Raw genomic sequence first — 19,271 nt, forward strand, 5'->3', positions numbered from 1 at the left:
GGGGACGCAAATCGGCGACCTGCTCCTGGACAAACCGCGTCGTGCTATCTGGATGCGATGCACTCGACTTCGACGCGCGCCCCCAAGGCCAGTCCGTTCACACCCAGGGCGCTTCGCGCCGGAAGCTTGCCTTCTGCGAGATAGCGTCTGTAAATCTCGTTGAAGGCCGGCCATTCGGCCATGTCCGCGAGAAATACCGTGCATTTGATCAGGTTGTCCATCGCGTAGCCGTGCGCTTCGAGAACGGTGCCGATGTTCTTCATGACCTGGTGCGATTCGGAATCGATGCCGCCGGGCGCGATTTGCTGGGTTTCCGGCACGATGCCGACCTGGCCCGACAGGTAAAGCATGCTCCCGACCTTGACGGCTTCCGAGAACGGGAAGCTTCCTTTCAGGACTCTGCCGGAGTTGAGGAATTGCGGTTCGACTGGGTGGGACATGAATTTCCTTGTTGGGTGAGTCGGGCGTGTTGTGCCACGGCGGTTTTCCAAGGCGTAACGAGGAACTGTGTTGGCAGCGCGCTCTTGGCGCGGCTCCGCACTAGTTGTGGTGTGGCAGGTTTGGCGGGCTGCGCACGCCCGGTGCCTTGCCCCACACGACGCTCATGATCAGCCAGCGTCCGTTCCATCGGGCCAGCTGCAGGTAGTCGACGCCATACCACGTGGCGATTTTGGCGGTGGCGGCGTTGGCATAGACGTCCAGCACAGTGACGTCGTGCTGCTGCATGGCGGCGGGAACCTCACCGTGGCCTTGCCGGGTGAGCTCGACCAGCGCCCTCGCGTCCACGTTCTGGTCCAGGGTGCTGCGTCCGGTGGATGGGTCGGTGCCCACGTGGCGCATCGTGAAACTCGGGTGGAGCACTGCGGCCATGCGTTGCGCGTTGCCCGTGTACCAGGCTTCCTCGAACTCCAGTGCGCTGTGCTCGATCGCGCTGGCGGATGCGGCGTCGCGCGCAGCGACGGCATCGTGCGCCGCGACGGTGCAGGGCACCTGCGCGCACAGCACGGAGAAAGCGGCGACGGCAATCGTGCTCGGCTTCATGGATCACTCCTTCATGGTGATGGCCGCGGCACTCTAGCGTCCGGTTATCTATCGAACAAATGGAATCTCATGATAGTTTTGATTCAATTCAAGAATGCGAATGCCATAATGGAACTGAAGCACCTGCGGCTCGTCAGTGCGATTGCCCGCCATGGCGGACTGACCGCGGCGATGGACGAACTCCATCTGTCGCAGCCGGCGCTCAGCCAGCGACTCAGCTCGCTGGAAAAGGAACTGGGCGTGACACTGTTCTCGCGGGTCGGGCGCAGGATGGTGCCGACGGCCGCCGGCGAACTCGCGCTGCAGGCGGCCCGAGAGGTGCTCGACAAGACCCGTGGCCTGGAGGCAAAGCTGAAGGCAATGGCGCGCGGCGAGCGCGTGCTGCGCCTGGGCGCCCAGTGTTACACCGCGCTGCACTGGTTGCCGGGGATCATGGCTGCGTTTGGCCGCAAGCATCCGCAGACGCGGCTGCTGTTCGTCGGCGAAGCCACCCACGACGTTGAGCAGGCCCTGCTACTGGGGCGCATCGACGTGGGCGTCGCGCATTCCGTACCGGACTCAAGGTACTTCAGGCGTATCCCGCTTTTCGCCGACGAGCTGGCAGCGATCGTGCCCAGCGGGCATCGCCTCGCCGGAAGCGCCGCCATCGAGCCGGAGGAGCTGGCGGGCGAGGTGGTCTACCTGCACAAATCGCCCGGTCAGCGCCCTGGCCGGGCGGCCGATTTCCTGGCGCGCGCCGGCCGCGTGGCTGCGTCGCTGGAGCAGATCCAGTGGACCGATCCGATCCTGGAATTCGTGCGTGCCGGCATGGGCGTCGGCATCGTTCCCACGTGGACGGTGCCGCCGCGCATGCGCCGTCGCCTGCATGTGTGCCGGCTCAGCGCGAAGGGACTGCGGCGCGACTGGGCCGCCCTGGTCCTGTCGGCGCACAAGACCATGCCCGATACCCGCGACCTGCTCGGACTGCTGAAGGCCGCTCCCCACTGACGGAATGCAAAAGCAAGGGCAGGGTCGCTTCTTGGTCCATGAAAGAAGCGCGCCGGGTTGCCCCGACGCGCTCTCGATGCGAGCGATCGGATCAGTCCGCGCCTATCGGAATCCCGCCGGCCGCTCCCCGGCTGCCGCCACCTTCGCCTCCAGCGCGTGTCCCACGCGGCCCAGTGTGCCCTCCTCGAACAGGCGGCCGATCAGGGTGACGCCGTAGGGCACGCGGTGCGGCTTGCCCAGGGTCGGCAGCGGGTGTTTCGGGTCGGGCGCCCAGTCGCTGCGCACCTTGCTCACTTCCACGAAGCCGGTGCGCAGGGTGAGCGAAGGGTGGCCGGTCATGTTGGAGATCACCATCATGTCGTCGCGCAGCGAGGGCACCAGCAGCAGGTCCACCTCGCCCATCACGCGCTCCATCTCCTTCGCCACCTTGCGGCGCAGGCGGTCGGCCTGCACGAAGTCCACGGCAGAGAGGAAGCGCGATTCGCGGAACAGGTTGGGCCAGGCGTCCGGAGTCTGCACGCGCATCCGGTCGGCGGCGCCCGTGAGCGTAAGCTCCTCGAAGGCCGCCGCGGACTCGGCGAACAGCAGCACGTTGAGGTCGTCGTAGGGCCAGTCGGGCAGCGACACTTCGGTGGGCACCAGGCCGAGTGCGCGCAACTGCTCGAGCGCCGTGCGGTCGAGGTCGGTGGCCGGCGCCTCCTTCATCCAGCCCGGGAAGTAGCCGACCTTGAGGCCCTTGATGGATTCGGCCGCGTCGTAGTCGAGGTGCGCGGGCACGCTGGCCGTGTCGCCGGGGTCGGTGCCACGGATGGCGTCGAGCACCAGCAGGGTGTCTTCCACCGAACGGGCGATGGGGCCGAGCTTGTCCATCGTCCAGCACAGCGTCATGGCTCCGGTGCGCGGTACGCGGCCGTAGGTGGGACGCAGGCCGGTGGTGCCGCAGCGCATGCAGGGGCTGATGATGCTGCCCTGGGTTTCGCTGCCGATGGCGAACGCCACCAGGCCCGCCGCGGTGGCCGAAGCCGGGCCGGCGCTGGAGCCGGAGGCGCCTTCCTTGAGTAGCCACGGGTTCATGGTCTGGCCGCCGAACCAGATGTCGTTGAGCGCCAGCGCGCCCAGGCTGAGCTTGGCCACCAGCACCGCACCCGCTTCGTTGAGCTTGCGGGTGACCGCGCCGTCGTCCTTCGGCACACGGTCCTTGAACGGCTCGGCGCCGTAGGTGGTGGCGATGCCGGCGGTGTCGAGCAGATCCTTCGCGCCCCAGGGGATGCCGTGCAGCGGACCGCGGTAGTGGCCGGCGGCGATTTCCTTGTCGGCCTGCGCGGCCTGCTTCAGCGCGTGCTCCTCGCACAGCGTGATGACGCAGCGCAGTTGGGGGTCATAGCGCTTCAGGCGTTCGAGGTAGATCTTCGTGAGCCGGGTGGAGCTGAGCTTGCGCGCGCGGATCCACTCGCCGAGCTGGGCGACGGAGGCGAAGGCGATGTCCTCGTCCTTCGCCGGCAGCGGCGTGGCCGCCACCTTGGACGGCACGAAGCGATCGTGCGCGGGACCCACGTGCGCCTGGCCCATCGCGGGGAACCAGGTGGTGGCCGGCGGCAGGCCGTCTTCCAGCATCACCTTGCGCGGGCCGGTGCGACGCTCCAGCAGCGCGGCCATGGAGGTGGGCCAGTTGGCCACGGCCATGGCGCGCTGCGCCTCGGTCATCGTCACCTGCTGCAGCTTCTCCGCCTCGGCGAAGGTGACGGTGGTGAGCTTGGGCCCCACCGGCGGCGCGGTGTTGAACGCGCCGGGCGAACCGGGCGGCGGCGTGGTGGTTTCGCCGGTTTGCGCCAGCGCGCCACCAGCCACCACGGCACCCAGCAGGCCGAGCGGCGCCTGGGTGAGGAAATCGCGACGAGTCTTCATGGTTCTCCCCGATGCACCCCGCAGTCGGAGCGCGTTGCTGTCGAATCCGGCCTTCCGGGAGCGCCGGAATGGCCGTCTGTCAAACCAGGGGCAGGGTAGCCTTTTCGGAGCGAACCGGCAGCCATGGCTGTGCCGCACGGGTGGACGGCGGACCGGGTCCGACGTGGCGCTGGCACTACGGCAGACCGCAGACCGCAGCAACACACATCGCCGTGCGGCGAGTCCGCGCCCATCCGGTGTTCAGCGGCCTGCTACGGAGGCGGCATGACATGCTGCCGCTGGCTGTCGAACACCATGGATGTTTCCACGCGCAGCACGACATCGTGGCGATTGAAGTGCGTCGAAATGATTTCCTTCAGATGCTGCATGTCGCGCACGACGACATCGACAATCAGATCGGAGCGGCCAGACACCAGGAATACGCTGCGTACTTCCGGAATGGTGGCGGTCGAGCCGACGAAGTCGTCGACCACCTTGGCTTGCAGCTTGCCGAGCTGCACGAACAGCACGGCCTCCAGCGCGAACCCGATCGCCTCGAGATTCACATCGGCATGCGCGCCCAGCAAAACCCCGCGCGCACGGAGGGATTTGATTCGTTCATGGCAGCTCGAAGGAGCAAGGCCCACCGCGGCCGCGATCTGCTTGTTGGACAGCCACGCATCTTTCGTCAAAAGGCGGAGGATGGCGAAGTCTGTTCGGTCGAGATCAGTCGTGGCTGCCATAAATCCGAAATCAATTCGATTGACGGTTCGCTAATCCTAATGACATTCTAAATTCATGACAAAGAAGCGAATTTTATATGTGGCATTGATCGCCATGCCGTTGCCATGGATGGCCAACGCCGCACCGTCGGTCGTTTGCAGCATGGCATCCAGCTCTCGGGTCGTTGCCGCCGCGGCGGACCGCGGCGTGGCGCAACGATTGGTCGCTGAGGAAGGGGCGAGCTGGAACTTGGCTATCCAGCGAAACGCCGGTGCCTACAGGGCCTTGCACGCCCCGGACTTCATCACGGTTTCCGGTGGCGGCGTGGTGGGCAAGGCTGCCAGCGAGGCATCCGCCATGGATGCGCAGGTGCGCTTCGACCAATGTGCGCTTTCGGGATTCGCGGTTCGTTTCGTCGCACGGAATGCCGCACTGGTGACCTACCGCGTGAAGGCGGCAGGACTCGATCATGGGAAAGCCTTCCGGCTCGACGGGTACGCCTCGTCGTTGTGGATGAAGCGGAGCGGCGGCTGGTTGAACGTGCTTTACCAGGCGACGCCGGCATCCCGTTAGCGGCCATGCCGTGTCGGGTTCGGTCGCCCGAGGTCATGCAGTGGCCGGGAGTACGCGCCTTCGCCTTCCGTCGACGCAAAGCCCCGGGTGGACGCGGGGTTACCCGGCCACGTCCCCTTTTCTCCCCGCAAGCTCCGCAAGCGCATGCTCCGTCACGGTGCGGCGCAGCTGCCTCAGCGCGGGCGACGCCGGTTCGCCGCCGGCATGCAGGCAGACGTCGACGCGCGGCAGCGGCGGCAGCCCGTGCCGGCCGTCCAGGCGGATCAGCCCGGGCGGGATGCCGGCGCTGGTGCGCAAGGTGATGCCGAGCCCCGCGGCCACGCCGGCCCACAGGCTTTGCAGGCTGGCCGTGACGAAGGCTGGTCGCCAGACGAGGCCGGCCTTGTCCAGCGCCTCGGTGCCGGCCTTGCGGAAGAAGCACGGCGGGCGGTAAAGCGCCAGGTCGATGACCGGGCTCGAGCGCAATCGCTTGCCCGCATCCGCGGGGCCCACCCACGTCATCGGCAGCGTGGCGAGCCGTTCGGCATCGGCGCGCCGGGCGTGGCCCATCGCGAGCACCATGTCCAGTTCGCCGCGATCCAGCCGTTCCAGCAGCGCGCCGTTGCGTTCGACCTCCACGTCCACCTGCACGGCGGGGTAGGCCTTCTTGAACTGCCCGAGTGCCGCCGGCAGCCAGGATTCGGCGAAGTCCCCCGGCAGGCCGAACCGCACCGCGCCGCCGACCGAGGCGCCGTGCACCGCGTGTACCGCCTCGTCGTTGAGCGCCAGGATGCGCAGCGCATACGCATGCACCCGGTCGCCCGCTTCGGTCAGCACGACCCGGCGCCCCTGCTTGCGGAACAGCGGCTGCCCCACCTGCGCCTCCAGCTTGCGCATCTGCTGGCTGACCGCCGATTGCGAGCGACCCACCCGTTCCGCGGCGCGGGCCAGGCTGCCCAGGCGCAGGATCGCGGCCAGGGTGCGCAGCGCGTCCATGTCCAGGTTGGGTTGCTGCATGCTGAAGTGCTTCCGATGGATCGATGTCGAATTATTCCATTTTTTGGAACTGCCGCCAGTCCTAGGATGTGCGACGTCCACGCCCGAACGACGTGGCACTCCCCACGTATCCCCGGAGGAAAACTACGCATGCGCAAGCATTCCGCACCAGTTCGTCTTTTCGCCACGGCCTGTCTGGTCACCGGCCTCGCCGCGGCGACCGGAGCCTTCGCCGGTGGCGCCACCATGCCTTTCCCGTTGGCCGGCACCTGGACCTTGCAGGCGGCCGACGCGCTGCATCCGGATGGCTCGCGTACCCGCGACTACGGCGCCGCGCCCAAGGGCCTGCTGATGATCGACCGGCAGGGCCACTATTCGCTGCAGATCTTCCGCGCCGAACGCCCGCGTTTCGCGGCCGGCGACAAGGCCAAGGGCAGCTCCGAGGAATATCGCGCCGCGGTCATGGGTTCGAGCACGCATTACGGCACGGTCGAGCTCGACGCCAGGCGGCACCAGCTCGTGTTCCACATCGAAGGCGCTTCCTTTCCCAACTGGGAGGGCCAGCAACAGCGCCGCAGCTATGAGCTGCATGGCGACGTGCTGAGCTACCGGGTGCCGCCGCGCCCGGACGGCAACGTGCCGATCTCGGTCTGGCGGCGCAGCGGGGGCTGACGGGGCGGGTCTGCTGCCCGCGGCTTGCTTGTCGCGCGACTGCCGATCAGTCGGACGCACGCCGGCGAAGCGTTGGGCCTTGGCTTCGACCACAGCGTGAAAATCGCCAGGGTTCGGGAGCCGCCGTCCTCGGAGATGGGGCGGATGGCGACCAGTTCGTCGTCAGTCCGTGCGTGCCGGAAGGGTCCGGTCGGCAGTGCGCGTGGAGGCGGCGTGAGGAGAAGGCCTGTTCTGTCCCAGGTTCTCCCGCACGCGCCGGGCGAGGAAGCCGAAATAGCGGTCGATGTAGCTGATGCCGTTTTCGCGGTCGACCAGGTACGGGTTCATCAGGGTGTGGCGCAGGATCAGCAGGCGGTCGGCCCCGCCGTCGCCCAGCGAGGCGGGGTCGAGTCCCAGCGTGCCGAGGATGCGCGCGGTTTCCGCCGGGCCCAGCAGTTCCGGGCGCAGGCTGGTCACCGAGCCGAAGAATTCCTTGAGCTGCAGTGGATGCGTCGGGTCGCTGCGCAGCTCGTCGTGCAGCGCGCGCACGAACGCGTTGGCGCGTTCCGCCTGCGTGTTGCCGGCGGGGTTCAGCGCCAGGCACACCAGGTTGCTGTCGGGCGCGAACGGCACCAGCACGTGGGCGCAGTCGGCCAGCTCCAGCGCGAGCCGCCGCGCGCCGGCGTGGAAGGCCTCGGCGGCGCGCACGGTGGCGCGGGGCAGGCGGCCGAAGTGGGCGTGGTCCAGCGGCAGCACCTTGTGCGTGACGTACACCGCCGCGGCGGCGGCGCCGGATTTGGAGCCTTCCGGGATGTACTGGCCCAGGCCGCGGTAGCGCGTGAGGTAGTCGCCGGCCGCCTCGCCGTGGAAGACGTAGTCGGCGCGTTCGGCCAGCAGCGTCATGGCGCGGTGGTCGCGGCAGACGAAGGCGCCGCTGCCGTAGGGCAGATAGCCGAGCTTGTGCGGATCGACGGTGATGGAGTCGGTGTCGCCCAGCGCGGCGAAGGCGGCGTACACGGCCGGCGTGGGGAAGCCCACGTAGTCGGCGGCCACTTCCTCGCGGTCGCGCAGCGAACCGTCCTCGCGGCGGAACAGCGTGGCCAGGTAGCCGCCCCAGGCGGCGTCCACGTGCACGGCGAAATCCAGCCCGGCACGTCGGCTTTCCTCGCGTGCGGCGAGCACGGCGTCGATCGGGTCGATGGTGCCGTACTCGGTGCCGCCCAGCACCGCCACCGCCATCAGCACGCCCTGTCGCTGGCGCGCGAAGCGCGCCAGGGTGTCGCCCAGGGCGTCGGCATCCAGCCGCATGCCGGCGGTGGGCAGCAGTTCGAGCTGGTCGCGGCCCAGCCCGAGGAGTTTCGCGCCCTTGCTCCACGAGTAGTGGGCGGTGGACGGCACCAGTACCTTGGGCACGCTCAGTGCCGGATGCGCGGCGAAGAAGCCCACCAGGCCGCGTTGCTCGATGCGCTCGCGCTCCACTTCCGCGATCCAGCGCCTGCGTTCGGCGGGCGCAAGCGTCGCCAGCCAGTCCTGCCAGGCCTGCAGCAGCGCGATGCCGTCGGCCTGTGGCAGGTTGAACGCGGCCCAGTCGTCGTCGGGCAGCGCAAGGCCGGGCACCTGTGCCGCGCGCAGCGCCACCGGGAAGGCCTTGAGCGCGAGCGCGAGGCGCAGTGCCTGGTAGTTGGCCAGGGTGCCGCCGGAGGTGAGATGGCCGAAGGCGCAAGCCGGCTGCGCCGGGTCGTGCGGGTAGCCGAGCATGCGCGCCAGCTGCAGGCCGACCTGCACCTCCAGGTCCACGGTGACCGGCGCGGCGTCCTCGGTGACGTTGTTGGGGTTGTAGGGCAGGGTGAGCATCTGCGCGGCCAGCCCCGGCAGCAGCAGGTCGCTGGCCATGTGGCCGATGTAGCGCGGGCTGTGGAACGGCACCGACTTCTTCAGCGCGGCGGAGAGCTGGTGCAGCTCGCGGCGCATGCGCGACTCGAACGCCAGGTAGTCGGGATGGTGCGCGGCGGCGGTGCCGATCGCCGGCGGGTCCTCCGGGTGGAAGTTGCGCCGCCAGTACACGTGGTCGCGCAGGAACTCCACCAGCAGCTTTTCCAGCAGCGCGTCGTTCTCGCCGTAGGGGCCGAGGAAGCAGGCGTCCAGCGTGTGGTCGCGCGGTTCGTTCGAGGGAAAGGGCGTGGCGGCGTTCATGCGTGCGGTCCATGCGCCGCCGGTCGGCGGGACGGGTAGGGGGCGAAGGGCATCGCGAGTCGATATGGGCGGACGGGCGAAGCATCGGCGCAGGAGCGGCGCAACGCCCTGACTTGCGTCATTTTTGCGGCCGTCTCCGCCTGTTCGTGCCGCCTTCGTTCTTCCGGCGGGTGGCCGGAGCGGTCAGGCTCGAGCCCGCATACCGCAGCGATCGCGGGGCGAAACGGGGGGCATGTGCGAGCCGCGCATCGCGAGGTCGAACGGGCCAGGCACCGGCAGCCGTCGGCCGCAGGCGCGGGCTTCGCACGGCGGGTTCGCGCTGGTGTTCCGGCGGATGCCCGGGCATGCTTCGGCGTCGCGCGGCGTCCCGGAGGCGCCGCAGGTAGTTCGGAACATGGCGGGAGACGCTGCATGCCTGGATCGTTGAAATGCCGCGCGCTGGCGGTTGCGACGGAGGTCCGCGCCGCGCACGGCCCGTCGCCGCTGGCCTCCCGGGGCTGAGCCGTGCGGGTGCAGCCGACCATCGTGGTGATGGGCGTTTCCGGCAGCGGCAAGAGCCATGTCGGCGCCGCCCTGGCGCAGGCGTGCGGCGTGGATTTCGTCGAGGGCGACGAGCTGCATCCGGCCGCGAACATCGCCCGGATGAGCGCCGGCATCCCGCTGGACGACGCGGCTCGCCAGCCATGGCTCGCGGCGATCGCCGCGGCGATCGCGCGACGTCGCGGCAAGGGCGTGGTGGTTGCCTGCTCCGCATTGCGCCGTGCCTACCGCGACGTGCTCCGCCAGGCGGATCCCGCATTGCGCCTGCTCTATCTGCGCGTGCCGCGCGACGAGCTCGCGCGCCGGCTGCGCGAGCGCACGCACTTCATGCCGGCCAGCCTGCTCGACAGCCAGTTGGCGACGCTGGAAGAGCCCGCCGCGGAAGAGCGCGCCATCGTGCTGGCAGCCGATGCCGACCTGGTCGCCACGGTCGCCCTGGCCAGGCAGGCGTTGTCGGTGCCGGCCCGACCGGCTTGAGTCCGGCGCCGGCGGAGGTCACCCTCGCCGGGTCGATCGTGCATGCGCGGGGCATGCCATCCGAGCGCGCCGGATGATCCGTCCGTCACGCGCTTCCCGCCGCTTGTCACGCCGTTCGCGCGCGTGGTCACGCGGCAGGTTGCCTTGAGCGGCTGTGGCGTGCAGGCTTCCGCCGCGGTGCGGGAAGCGCGAGGTGCGGTTCAAGCCGTTGCGGCGCGGGCCCGCACGATCCAGTGGCCTGTTCCCCTTGTGCCCCTTTCCCCTGGCGAGGCCGAATTCATCGTGCGGAGATTTCTCGAAGGCCTGTTGCTGCGCGCCATCCTGCTGATTGCCGTTGCGGGTTGGGCCATGCCGTCCGCCCGTGCGGAGCTTGCCGGCCAGGACGCAGCTGCGTGCGCCGTGGCCGGACATGGCAGCGCGGGGGCGGCCGCCGTCTCCGCCGCGGATCAACCCGCGGTGGCCTGCCCGGCGATGCGAATCCGGATTGGCCGGACGTCCCATCTGCTGACCGGCCCCTGGCGCTTCCATCTCGGCGACGACGTGGGCTGGGCAGCGCCGGGCTTCGACGATGCGCGCTGGGAACCCGCCGACCTCACGCCGGCGCCCGGTGCGCACGACTCCGACGTGGGCCTCACGAACTACGTGCCCGGCTGGCGGGCACGCGGCCACGGGGCTTATTCGGGATACGCGTGGTACCGCCTGCGCATCGCCGTCGACGTCCCCGCCGGCACGTCCGTCGCGCTGCTGGCGCCCGCGTATGTCGAGGATGCCTACCAGTTGTTCTGGAACGGAACCCTGCTCGGCGGGTCAGGCGACTTCTCGGGCAAGGTGCCGGTCATCTACAGCACGCGGCCGCAGGTGTTCCGCCTGCCACCCATGCCCGCCGGTGTCCACGACGCGGTGATTGCGGTGCGCGTGTGGATGCGTGCCGGGCTGTCGCGCGATCCGGATGCGGGCGGCATCCACATTCCGCCCTCGCTGGGCGCGAGCGATGCCGTCGACGCGCAGTACCGGTCGCAGTGGCGGCAGACGATCGAGGGCTACGTGCTCGAGGTCGTGGAACCCTTCGGCTTCGTGTTGCTGGCGATGCTGGCCTGGCGTTTTCGCAAGGCCCTGGCGCCCGGCGGCTTTGCGCCGTGGCTGTGCGCGGCGCTGCTGCTCACCGCGGCGTACCGGCTCAACCAGGCGACGTATTACTGGACGCCGTACGAGAGTCTTCCGGTGTACCTCGCGCTGTATTCGGTACTGCCGCCGCTGGGGCTGGCGGCATGGCTGATGGCGTGGCGCCACTGGTACCGGCTTGAACGCTGGCGGTGGCTGAGCTGCGCCATCGGCATCGCCACCGTGCTGGGCGCGGTGCTGGTGCTGACGTTGCGCGACGCCACCTACGCGATGGTGAGTCCGCTGTGGCGCGTCCCGCTCGCCGTGGTGCTGCTGGCGACCGCCGTGCTCGGGTTGCGCAGGCGGCAGCCGGACCGCCTGCTCGCGTTCGCCGTCGTGTTGTCGGTTGCGGTGAGCCAGTTCCCCGCCGAGCTGTCGGCGCTGGGCGTGCCGGGCATCTGGTTCCCGTTCGGCGTCGGTGTCTCGCGCACGCAGTACGCGTATGCCGCGATCATCGCGGGCCTGGCCGTGTTGCTGGTTCGGCGCGTGCGCGGTGTCGCGGCGAAGCGGGATGTCGCCGGCGGCGCGAGCGAGCGGGGGAGCCCCGGCTAGTCCCGGCGCAGCGCGGCTGCAGCGTCGCGCCGCCGCGGCCAGCGGCGGCCGTCGGGGGCGCGCGGACAGCGCAGCATCCCGGCGCGGCTTTGGCGGGCGCTACACTGGCGGCACAGCCTCCCGGGTGCCCGACGACGCCGATGAAAGCAGCCGATGACAGCTACGTCCGCGTCGCCGTGCTGGTCATGCTGTCGCTGTCGCTGCTGGCGGGCATCTGCGCCACGCTGATCCACTGGCTGGGCCCGGTCCATCGGCCGATGGACCTGATCGTGCCGCCCGTCGGCAGTGCGATTTTCGGCGGCCTGATCGTCGCCCTGTGGCGGCGCCCGTGGTGGCTGCAGGGCATCGTGCGGTTGGCGCTGGTCACCGCGGTGCTGGCGCTGGTCGCGCCGGCGTGGTTCTACACCCTGCAGGCGGTGTCGACGCCCGGCGTCCAGCTGATCGTCGTGCTGCCGCCGGTGTCGTCGCTGTTCGTGGTGCTGCTGGTGATGGTGATGATCTTCATCCCCGGGCGCCTGGCCTTCGTGCTGGCGCTGCTTTGCTGGTTGCTGATCGCGCTGCCGGTGCTGGCCTACCTGCTGCTGCATCCGCGCGAGGCATGGACTCCGCGCGGCATCGACCTGCTGATGGCGTACGGGCCGGTGAGCCTGATCGTGGTGGTGCTGCTGCCGGTGCAACGCGGGATGGCCGGCACGATCAGGCGGCTGGCGTCCGAGCGTGCGCGGATGGAGGTGATGCTGCATCGGGACCCGCTCACCGGCATCCACAACCGCCGCCTGGGCGAGCGCGTGCTCAGGGGCGTGTTCGACGGAGCCCGTTCCGCCGGCGTGATCATGCTGGACGTGGACCGCTTCAAGGCGATCAACGACACGCACGGCCACCCGATCGGCGACCGCGTGCTGCAGGCGGTCGCCGAACGCTGCAAGGCACTGCTGCGCGCGGACGAATGCATCTCGCGCTGGGGCGGCGAGGAATTCCTGGTGATCGTGCCGGACATCGACGCGGCCGGCCTGCACCTGGTGGCGGAGCGCCTGCAGATGGCGATCGCGCGCCTGCCGGTGGCGCCGGTGCGCCAGGTCACCGCCTCGTTCGGCGCCACGATGATCGACGGCGCCGACAGCTTCGACAGCGTGCTGCAGCGGGTCGACCGCGCGCTGTACGCAGCCAAGGAGCAGGGCGGCAACCGTGTGGTGCTGATGCCCGTCAGGCCCGCTGCGGCGGGTGCCCTGGCCTCGGGCTGAGCCGTTGCGTCGCCGCTTTTCGCGCCTTCCGCGCCGTGCCTGGCGCCGGTCACTCAGAACGGGTGCTGCCGGTAAAACCGCTCCAGCTGCCGATAGACCTCGGGCAGGTGCTGCTGCAGGGCGGCGGGCGTTTCGAAGAACTGCTCGCTGGCAACCGCAAAGAACTCGGCCGGGCTTTCGAGGGCATACGGGTCGATCGGCAGCGCAAGGCCCTTGCTCCGCTCGTCGCGCAGGCGGTCCCACGCGCCCGAGAACGCCGCCGACCAGGCGCGGCGGTCCATGCGCCGATGCAGGGGCGGAAAGCCGTTCGCGTCGCCGTTGAGCATGTCGAGCTTGTGGGCCATTTCGTGGATGACCACGTTGTGCCCGGGTTTCCTGTCGGCGCCGAGCACGTCCGCCCACGACAGGATTACCGGCCCGCGCCCCCACGCCTCGCCGGCCATCGCGGTGCGGGTCTGGTGCACCACGCCTGCTTCGTCGGTTTGCGTGCGATGGGGCACGAACGCGTCGGGGTACACGATGATGCTGTGCCAGCCGTCGTACCAGTCCAGGCCGAGTTTCAGGATGGGGATGCAGGCGTGCGCGGCGAGCAGCACGCGGTCGGCGTCGCCGAGCTCCAGCCCCTGCACCGGCTCCAGTGACTTCTGTTCCAGGAACAGCGTGGCCAGCACGCGCAGCGTCGCCTGGTCGGATGCCCCCAGCCGCTGCGCCGGGGCGCAGCGGCGCAGCGCAGCCTGCCACAGCGGTTCGGGGATCGGGTGTCTGGTGACGACGCGGCGTACGCGCCAGTTTCTGAGTCGGTCGAACATGTCCCACGCGGGAGGAGTGCTGGCGTTCCCAGCATCAGGGCGAAGTGGGCTTTCTCAAGCGCGCTGGGGCGTGCCTGGCGATCCTTGGCTGCGCGGGCTGGGGCCCGTGCCCGTCCGGCTTCGCACAGTGGATCAGTGGGTCGTCGGAGCGCGGGCCGACGCGGCGTGCGCATCCAGCACCGCCAGCATGTCGATGAACTGCCTGCCGCTGGCCTGCGGGTGGAGCAGCAGCAGGAAACGGCAGCCCGGGATACCCGCGGTTCGGCTGGCGGCGACGCTGCAGAGCATGCCGTCCTGCGTGGACAGCATGGGCGGCGGGGCTTGCCCGGCATCCCACAGCTGACGCCGGATCAGGCCGTGCTCGGGCCCTCCGGCGATGATGCATTCGACGAACTGGTGCATGGTAGCGATCCTTGGCTTCCCGTCGGGAGGCTCGCGGTACAGGCAGCATCTCCCGCGCCAGAAAAGGGTGGCCAAGTGTGGTGTGCGTCACATATTGCAGGTCTGCCTGCGTGCCTTGGCGGCGTGAGCGGCAAGGGGGCGGTTCCGCTCCGCGCACCCGGAACGTCCGGCTGCGGCGTTCGCCACCGTCAATGCAGGCTGGTGAGCTGGTACCCCACGTAAAGCACCAGGAACAGCGCCAGCGCCACCAGGAGCGTCGTCAGCACGCGTTCGAGCATGGTGCCGCGGTAGGCCGCGGCGGTCTCGGCCTGGATCAAGCGGGCGTTGCGGTAGTAGCTGCGGGTGGCGAGCAGGATCAGCACGCCGCCCAGCAGGATCATGCCCAGGCCCAGCCACTCGGACGCGCGCAGGTGCAGCCCGCTGTTCAACACCGCGCCACGCGTGGTGTAGACGAGGAACACGTCGAAACGCTCGATCAGGAAGCCGAAGCCCATCAGCGACACCGCGGTGCGGATCCAGGCGAGGTAGGTGCGCTCGTTGGCGGAGAGGTCGCTGAAGTGGGGGATCATGGGGCAGCCCGTGCGGGAGGTCGGCCCAGTCTAGCCCGCGACTGCGCATGCAGCAGGCCGCGGCGCGCTTGGCAGTGGGCGGCGCGGCCGGCAGGATAGAGGCTTGCCCGCATCGTGACGATCGGCTGGCGGGGCTCCGGCCCCGGGAGCGTTCGCCGCGATGCGCCATGTGCCAGCCTTGATCGGGAGCAGCGACGGTGGTGACAGAGAAAACGGTGAGGGTGCGGCATGGGCTGCCGGGCGTGGTCGCGTTGCTGGCGCTGGGGGCGGTTCCGGCGACGGGGCTCGCGGCCGCCACCGCCACCGCGGCGCAGTTCCAGATCGGTTCGCGCGTGGTGGCCAGCGCCGAGCCGCCGGTGTCGCGGCCGGCTGGCAAGCCGTGCATCGTGACGGTGTTCGACCACGAGGCCTTCGACGACCAGGGCGACGGCTCGTCGATGGCGGCGCGCCCGCACCGTTTCGACTTCGCGCCGCCCAAGGGTTGCGCGGGCGGCTGGAGCAAGGTGGTGCTGGAGGCGGATTTCTCGGTGCCCGCCGGGCGCCAGTTCGACCGCACGGTGGCGCTCTGGCTGGGCGGCGTGAACCTCTATTTCGGCACCACCATCGAACCCGAGCCGGACGTGGCCCAGCACTGGCACGTGGAGCGCGACCTCAGCGACTACGCCGCGCTGTTCAAGCAGGCGCAGGCGGGGCAGATGATCCTCAACAACTGGGTCAGCCCCACCACCAACCAGCCGATCTACGTGGACGTGCGGCTGGTGTTCTATCCCGCGAACAAGGGGCAGCCGGCCGCGGCCGCCGCCGACCATGTGTATCCGCTCAGCAGCGACCCGCGCGGCGAGCAGACGGCACTGGAGCAGCCGGGCGACAGCCTGGCGCGTGCGATCACCTTCCCGCGCAACGTCGAGCGCGCCTACCTCGACGTGATCGCGCAGAGCCAGGCGCACGACGAGCGTTGGTACACCTGCGTCGACAAGGCCTACCTGGAGAAGACGCGCGACTACTCGCTGGAGTCGTTCGAGGCCTGCGACGGCGGCAGCTTCCGCGGCGTGGAGGTGCTGGTGGACGGCAAGCCGGCCGGGCTGGCGCCGGTGTATCCGTGGATCTTCACCGGCGGCGTGGCGCCGAACCTGTGGCTGCCGACGCCGGCGATCCAGACCACGAACTTCATTCCGGCGCGGGTGGACCTGACGCCGTTCGCCGGCCTGTTCGACGACGGCAAGCCGCACGCGGTGGCCGTGCGCGTGCCGGGCACCGACCACTTCTTCAACGTGGCGGCGAACCTGCTGGTCTACCAGGACCCGCACGCCAGCCAGCTGAGCGGCGAGCTCACCCGGAACACGCTGGCCGCGCGGCAGCCGGCGGGGCTCGTGGTGCGCGACACGCTGCACGCCGACGGCGCCGGCCGCATCGTGGGCACGATCGACACCGACCTGGCCCAGAGCTACACGATCGCCGGCCGCCTGCGCACGCCGCGCGGCGACATCGACACGACCGTGCGCTACACCGGCGGGTTCCACAACCACCAGAGCTTCGCGCGGCCGGGTGCGAAGCGCTACGACGAAACCATCGACCAGCTGGGCACGATGGCGTTGACGGTGGAGCGCACGCTCGATGGCAAGCGTCTGGACGGCTACACGGTGCGGCAGCGCGATCCGCTGTTCCTCTCCTCGCGCAAGACCATGGTGACCACGGGGCAGGACTTCACCGCGCAGGTGGCGATGAAGCAGGGCCACCACATCGACACCACGCGGACCGATGCGCAGGGTATGGCCTACCGTGCCGTGCTGGACGAGAGCCTCGCCGCCCGCGACCACGCCGACGGCAAGACCATCCCCGACCCGCTCGACCGCACGAGCTTCCCGCACGACGAGGCCGGCAGCGAACGGGTGAGCTTCAGCGATTCGCTGGGCAGCTGCTATCGCAGCAGCATCCGGTCGCGCGACGAGCGCCTGACGGCGGCGAGCGAGGGCGCCGGATGCCCCGGCAACGCCAATCGCCTGGACGGCCGTTCGCGGCCCGACCATCCGTGGCTGGCGCCGCTGGAACAGGCACAGGCGAAGCGGAAATAGCCGACGCGACCCTCGCGTGCGTTGCGGCTGGCACCGGCCCCTTCTCCTGCAGGCAGGGGAAGGGGCGGCACGCCTGCGGGCGGATCAGCGGGCGCCGCCCGCCACGCAGGGTTGCGGCACGCCGGCGGGCGACGCGTTCGCGGCCCAGCTGGCCGCGGCCAGCGTCACCTGGCCCTCGCCCTCGAAGGACGTCGCCGAGTGCCCCAGTTGCAGCCGGTAGCCGCCGGCGGGCTGCTGCCAGCGCTGGCTCCGGCCGTCGAAGTTCGCGAGCAGGCGCGGGTCGGCGGTGGCCACCAGTTGCACGGACTGGCCGGGTTTCAGGTCCACGCGGCACCAGCCGGCCAGCCGCCGCACCTCGCCCGAGCCGGGCAGGGTCACGTAGAGCTGCGGCACGTCCACGCCCGCGCGCGAGCCGCGGTTGGTGACGGTGAACGAGGCGGTGACCTTGCCGTTTTCCACCTGTGGCCTGAAGCCGCTGTAGTCGAAGTGCGTGTAGGTGAGGCCGTAGCCGAACGGGAACAGCGGTCGGAGGTGCTTGCGCTGGTACCACCGGTAGCCCACGTCGGCGCCTTCGATGTCGTAGTCCACGTCCTGTGCCGGCTGGCCCTGCGGCGGCAGGCCGATGGCGGCGAGGCCGGCGCCTGGGATGCTCGGACGCGGCAGCTGTGATTCGTCGCGTGGCCAGGTCACCGGCAGGCGCCCGGACGGATCGGTTTCGCCGTACAGCAGCCGCGCGATGGCTTCGCCGCCGGCCGCGCCGGGATACCACGCTTCCAGCACCGCCTCGACCCGGTCGAGCCACGGCATCGCGACCGGGCCATTGTTTTCCAGCACCACGATGGTGTGCGGATTGGCCTTCGCCACCGCTTCCACCAGCGCATCCTGGTGGCCGGGCAGGGCGAGGTGCGGCGCGTCGAAACTTTCCGCCGCCCACTGTTCGACGAACACCACCGCGACCTTGGCCTGCGCGGCCAGCTTCGCGGCGGCGGCGATGTCGTCGCCGCTGGCGTAGCCCACCTTGCCGTGCGCGCGCCGTTCGATCGCCGCCAGCGGCGCCGAGGGCTGGTAGATGCGCGGCCCAGGCCAGGCCGTGGGCGCCAGCCCCGGTACCGCGTTGCCCTGCGGCGACTGCACCGCCGAGGAGCCGCCGCCGGTCAGCACACCCTTGTCGGCGTGGCCGCCGATCACCGCCACGGACTGCATGGCGGACAGCGGCAGCAGCGCGTCCCGGTTGCGTAGCAGCACCGCGCCGGCTTCCTCGGCGCGCTGCGCCACCTTGCGGTCGGCGGCGAAGTCGATCGGCGCCTGTTTGGCCGGATGGTCGATCACGCCGGCCGCGAACATGCTGCGCAGGATGCGTCGCGCCATGTCGTCGATGCGCGACTGCGGCACCTCGCCGGAAGCCACCGCGGCGCGCAGTGGCTGGTCGAAGTACACCTCCTTGTCGAAGGTCTCGCCGGCCGATTCCTGATCCAGTCCGGCCAGCGCGGATTTCGCGGCGCTGTGCACGGCGCCCCAGTCCGACATCACGAAGCCGGGGTAGTGCCAGTCGCGCTTCAGCACCTGGTCGAGCAGCCAGTCGTTCTCGCAGGCGTAGACCGAGTTGACGCGGTTGTAGGAACACATCACCGAGCCGGGGTGCCCGGTGGCGATGGCGATCTCGAAGGCGAGCAGATCGGACTCGCGCGCGGCGGCGCGGTCGATGTTCGCGCTCAGCGTGGTGCGGTCGGTTTCCAGGTCGTTGAGCGCGTAGTGCTTGATGGTGGAGACGAGATGCTGGCTCTGGATGCCCGCGATGGCGTTGCCGACGGTCAGGCCGGCCAGCAGGGGATCCTCGCCCGCATATTCGAAATTGCGGCCGTTGCGCGGGTCGCGCACCAGGTCCGCACCGCCCGCCAGCATCACGTTGAAACCGCGGCGATGCGCCTCGCCGCCGATCATCACGCCGCCGGCGTAGGCAATCGCCGGATCGAAGCTGGCTGCCGTCGCCAGGCCCGAAGGCAGCGCGGTGGCGCCGAGCTTGTGCGGCTTGGCCACGCCGAGGCCGGCATCGCTCTCCTGGATGGCGGGCAGGCCCAGCCGCGCGATCGCCGGGCCGTAGCCGGCCGAGCCCAGCGCGCCTGGCGCCATGACGTGGCCGTTCTCGGTGTCGCCGAAGTCGACGCGGATCAGCCGGAACTTCTCGTCCTGCGTCATCGCCTTCAGCACCAGTTCGGCGCGCTGGTCCGGCGACAGGCGGCGATTCATCCACGGGCGTGCATCGGTGCCGGCGGTCGCCGTCGTGCATGTTCCGCTGACGGCCAGCAGCGCCATGCCGATGAAGGAAGCTATGCGGGTCTTGTGAAGTGCCATGACATTTCCTTCGCTTGTTGCAGGACAGGTTGAAAGCGTGCTCGTCGCGGATACGGGATGGCAAGCGCG

General features: G+C 69.9%; 17 protein-coding genes. 7 read left to right on the forward strand and 10 right to left on the reverse strand.

Features of this window, described 5'->3' with window-relative positions:
• Positions 1 to 44: 44 nt before the first annotated feature.
• Both ACQGNW_RS12560 and ACQGNW_RS12565 read right to left on the reverse strand, forming a co-directional pair.
• Positions 45 to 440, reverse strand: a complete 396-nt coding sequence (locus ACQGNW_RS12560) for a RidA family protein (RefSeq protein ID WP_426663526.1) — start codon at positions 438 to 440, stop codon at positions 45 to 47.
• A 100-nt stretch (positions 441 to 540) separates the two neighbouring features.
• Positions 541 to 1,041 (reverse strand): nuclear transport factor 2 family protein, encoded by a 501-nt coding sequence (locus ACQGNW_RS12565; RefSeq protein ID WP_426663527.1) that lies wholly within the window; start codon positions 1,039 to 1,041, stop codon positions 541 to 543.
• 108 nt (positions 1,042 to 1,149) lie between these two features.
• Between ACQGNW_RS12565 and ACQGNW_RS12570 the strand changes: the two genes are divergently transcribed.
• Positions 1,150 to 2,028 carry a LysR family transcriptional regulator gene (locus ACQGNW_RS12570; protein ID WP_426663528.1) on the forward strand — a complete coding sequence of 293 codons (879 nt, stop codon included), beginning with the start codon at positions 1,150 to 1,152 and terminating at the stop codon, positions 2,026 to 2,028.
• 102 nt (positions 2,029 to 2,130) lie between these two features.
• Here ACQGNW_RS12570 and ACQGNW_RS12575 read toward each other — a convergent pair whose 3' ends face one another.
• Entirely contained in the window at positions 2,131 to 3,933 is a 1,803-nt protein-coding gene (locus ACQGNW_RS12575) for an amidase (protein ID WP_426663529.1), read from the reverse strand.
• Between the two features lie 251 nt (positions 3,934 to 4,184).
• Complete coding sequence (locus ACQGNW_RS12580) at positions 4,185 to 4,655, reverse strand: Lrp/AsnC family transcriptional regulator (RefSeq protein ID WP_426663530.1); 471 nt, start codon at positions 4,653 to 4,655, stop codon at positions 4,185 to 4,187.
• A 55-nt stretch (positions 4,656 to 4,710) separates the two neighbouring features.
• Between ACQGNW_RS12580 and ACQGNW_RS12585 the strand changes: the two genes are divergently transcribed.
• A complete protein-coding gene (locus tag ACQGNW_RS12585; RefSeq protein ID WP_426663531.1) occupies positions 4,711 to 5,208 on the forward strand; it encodes a DUF4440 domain-containing protein in 498 nt (165 codons plus the stop codon).
• A gap of 99 nt (positions 5,209 to 5,307) precedes the next feature.
• Here ACQGNW_RS12585 and ACQGNW_RS12590 read toward each other — a convergent pair whose 3' ends face one another.
• Positions 5,308 to 6,204 carry a LysR substrate-binding domain-containing protein gene (locus ACQGNW_RS12590; protein WP_426663532.1) on the reverse strand — a complete coding sequence of 299 codons (897 nt, stop codon included), beginning with the start codon at positions 6,202 to 6,204 and terminating at the stop codon, positions 5,308 to 5,310.
• A gap of 129 nt (positions 6,205 to 6,333) precedes the next feature.
• Here ACQGNW_RS12590 and ACQGNW_RS12595 point away from each other — a divergent pair, with 129 nt between their 5' ends.
• The gene (locus tag ACQGNW_RS12595) at positions 6,334 to 6,855 is read left to right on the forward strand and encodes a lipocalin-like domain-containing protein (protein ID WP_426663533.1); all 522 of its coding nucleotides are present in this window, start codon (positions 6,334 to 6,336) and stop codon (positions 6,853 to 6,855) included.
• Between the two features lie 162 nt (positions 6,856 to 7,017).
• On the opposite strand, the gene ACQGNW_RS12600 is transcribed toward ACQGNW_RS12595, so the two are convergent.
• Positions 7,018 to 9,027, reverse strand: a complete 2,010-nt coding sequence (locus ACQGNW_RS12600) for a pyridoxal phosphate-dependent decarboxylase family protein (RefSeq protein ID WP_426663534.1) — start codon at positions 9,025 to 9,027, stop codon at positions 7,018 to 7,020.
• Positions 9,028 to 9,537: 510 nt separating this feature from the next.
• Here ACQGNW_RS12600 and ACQGNW_RS12605 point away from each other — a divergent pair.
• The 3 genes from ACQGNW_RS12605 (at position 9,538) to ACQGNW_RS12615 (ending at position 12,998) form a co-directional block, all read left to right on the forward strand.
• Positions 9,538 to 10,044 (forward strand): gluconokinase, encoded by a 507-nt coding sequence (locus ACQGNW_RS12605; protein ID WP_426663535.1) that lies wholly within the window; start codon positions 9,538 to 9,540, stop codon positions 10,042 to 10,044.
• Positions 10,045 to 10,086: 42 nt separating this feature from the next.
• Positions 10,087 to 11,757 carry a glycoside hydrolase family 2 gene (locus tag ACQGNW_RS12610; RefSeq protein WP_426663536.1) on the forward strand — a complete coding sequence of 557 codons (1,671 nt, stop codon included), beginning with the start codon at positions 10,087 to 10,089 and terminating at the stop codon, positions 11,755 to 11,757.
• A 140-nt stretch (positions 11,758 to 11,897) separates the two neighbouring features.
• A complete protein-coding gene (locus ACQGNW_RS12615; protein WP_426663537.1) occupies positions 11,898 to 12,998 on the forward strand; it encodes a GGDEF domain-containing protein in 1,101 nt (366 codons plus the stop codon).
• Between the two features lie 53 nt (positions 12,999 to 13,051).
• Here the strand turns inward: ACQGNW_RS12615 and ACQGNW_RS12620 are convergent, their stop codons facing one another.
• The 3 genes from ACQGNW_RS12620 to ACQGNW_RS12630 form a co-directional block, all read right to left on the reverse strand.
• Positions 13,052 to 13,807 carry a M90 family metallopeptidase gene (locus tag ACQGNW_RS12620; protein ID WP_426663538.1) on the reverse strand — a complete coding sequence of 252 codons (756 nt, stop codon included), beginning with the start codon at positions 13,805 to 13,807 and terminating at the stop codon, positions 13,052 to 13,054.
• Between the two features lie 132 nt (positions 13,808 to 13,939).
• Positions 13,940 to 14,209 carry a hypothetical protein gene (locus tag ACQGNW_RS12625; RefSeq protein WP_426663539.1) on the reverse strand — a complete coding sequence of 90 codons (270 nt, stop codon included), beginning with the start codon at positions 14,207 to 14,209 and terminating at the stop codon, positions 13,940 to 13,942.
• Between the two features lie 188 nt (positions 14,210 to 14,397).
• Positions 14,398 to 14,778, reverse strand: coding sequence for a YidH family protein (locus tag ACQGNW_RS12630; protein WP_426663540.1), 381 nt, complete (start codon positions 14,776 to 14,778; stop codon positions 14,398 to 14,400).
• Positions 14,779 to 14,978: 200 nt separating this feature from the next.
• Between ACQGNW_RS12630 and ACQGNW_RS12635 the strand changes: the two genes are divergently transcribed.
• On the forward strand, positions 14,979 to 16,850 hold the full coding sequence (locus ACQGNW_RS12635; RefSeq protein ID WP_426663541.1) for a peptide-N4-asparagine amidase: 1,872 nt from the start codon (positions 14,979 to 14,981) through the stop codon (positions 16,848 to 16,850).
• Between the two features lie 84 nt (positions 16,851 to 16,934).
• Here the strand turns inward: ACQGNW_RS12635 and ACQGNW_RS12640 are convergent, their stop codons facing one another.
• Positions 16,935 to 19,202 carry a beta-glucosidase gene (locus ACQGNW_RS12640; protein WP_426663542.1) on the reverse strand — a complete coding sequence of 756 codons (2,268 nt, stop codon included), beginning with the start codon at positions 19,200 to 19,202 and terminating at the stop codon, positions 16,935 to 16,937.
• Between the last annotated feature and the right edge of the window lie 69 nt (positions 19,203 to 19,271).

The organism is Rhodanobacter aciditrophus, from assembly GCF_050026795.1.
Classification (GTDB): Bacteria; Pseudomonadota; Gammaproteobacteria; order Xanthomonadales; family Rhodanobacteraceae; genus Rhodanobacter_A.

Coding starts and splice junctions, on each gene's coding strand:
- ACQGNW_RS12620 (WP_426663538.1), bottom strand. CDS start 13,807: ATGTTCGACCGACTCAGAAACTGGCGCGTACGCCGCGTCGTCACCAGA.
- ACQGNW_RS12570 (WP_426663528.1), top strand. CDS start 1,150: ATGGAACTGAAGCACCTGCGGCTCGTCAGTGCGATTGCCCGCCATGGC.
- ACQGNW_RS12615 (WP_426663537.1), top strand. CDS start 11,898: ATGAAAGCAGCCGATGACAGCTACGTCCGCGTCGCCGTGCTGGTCATG.
- ACQGNW_RS12640 (WP_426663542.1), bottom strand. CDS start 19,202: ATGGCACTTCACAAGACCCGCATAGCTTCCTTCATCGGCATGGCGCTG.
- ACQGNW_RS12630 (WP_426663540.1), bottom strand. CDS start 14,778: ATGATCCCCCACTTCAGCGACCTCTCCGCCAACGAGCGCACCTACCTC.
- ACQGNW_RS12595 (WP_426663533.1), top strand. CDS start 6,334: ATGCGCAAGCATTCCGCACCAGTTCGTCTTTTCGCCACGGCCTGTCTG.
- ACQGNW_RS12625 (WP_426663539.1), bottom strand. CDS start 14,209: ATGCACCAGTTCGTCGAATGCATCATCGCCGGAGGGCCCGAGCACGGC.
- ACQGNW_RS12610 (WP_426663536.1), top strand. CDS start 10,087: ATGCGCGGGGCATGCCATCCGAGCGCGCCGGATGATCCGTCCGTCACG.
- ACQGNW_RS12580 (WP_426663530.1), bottom strand. CDS start 4,655: ATGGCAGCCACGACTGATCTCGACCGAACAGACTTCGCCATCCTCCGC.
- ACQGNW_RS12585 (WP_426663531.1), top strand. CDS start 4,711: ATGACAAAGAAGCGAATTTTATATGTGGCATTGATCGCCATGCCGTTG.
- ACQGNW_RS12565 (WP_426663527.1), bottom strand. CDS start 1,041: ATGAAGCCGAGCACGATTGCCGTCGCCGCTTTCTCCGTGCTGTGCGCG.
- ACQGNW_RS12590 (WP_426663532.1), bottom strand. CDS start 6,204: ATGCAGCAACCCAACCTGGACATGGACGCGCTGCGCACCCTGGCCGCG.
- ACQGNW_RS12575 (WP_426663529.1), bottom strand. CDS start 3,933: ATGAAGACTCGTCGCGATTTCCTCACCCAGGCGCCGCTCGGCCTGCTG.
- ACQGNW_RS12600 (WP_426663534.1), bottom strand. CDS start 9,027: ATGAACGCCGCCACGCCCTTTCCCTCGAACGAACCGCGCGACCACACG.
- ACQGNW_RS12560 (WP_426663526.1), bottom strand. CDS start 440: ATGTCCCACCCAGTCGAACCGCAATTCCTCAACTCCGGCAGAGTCCTG.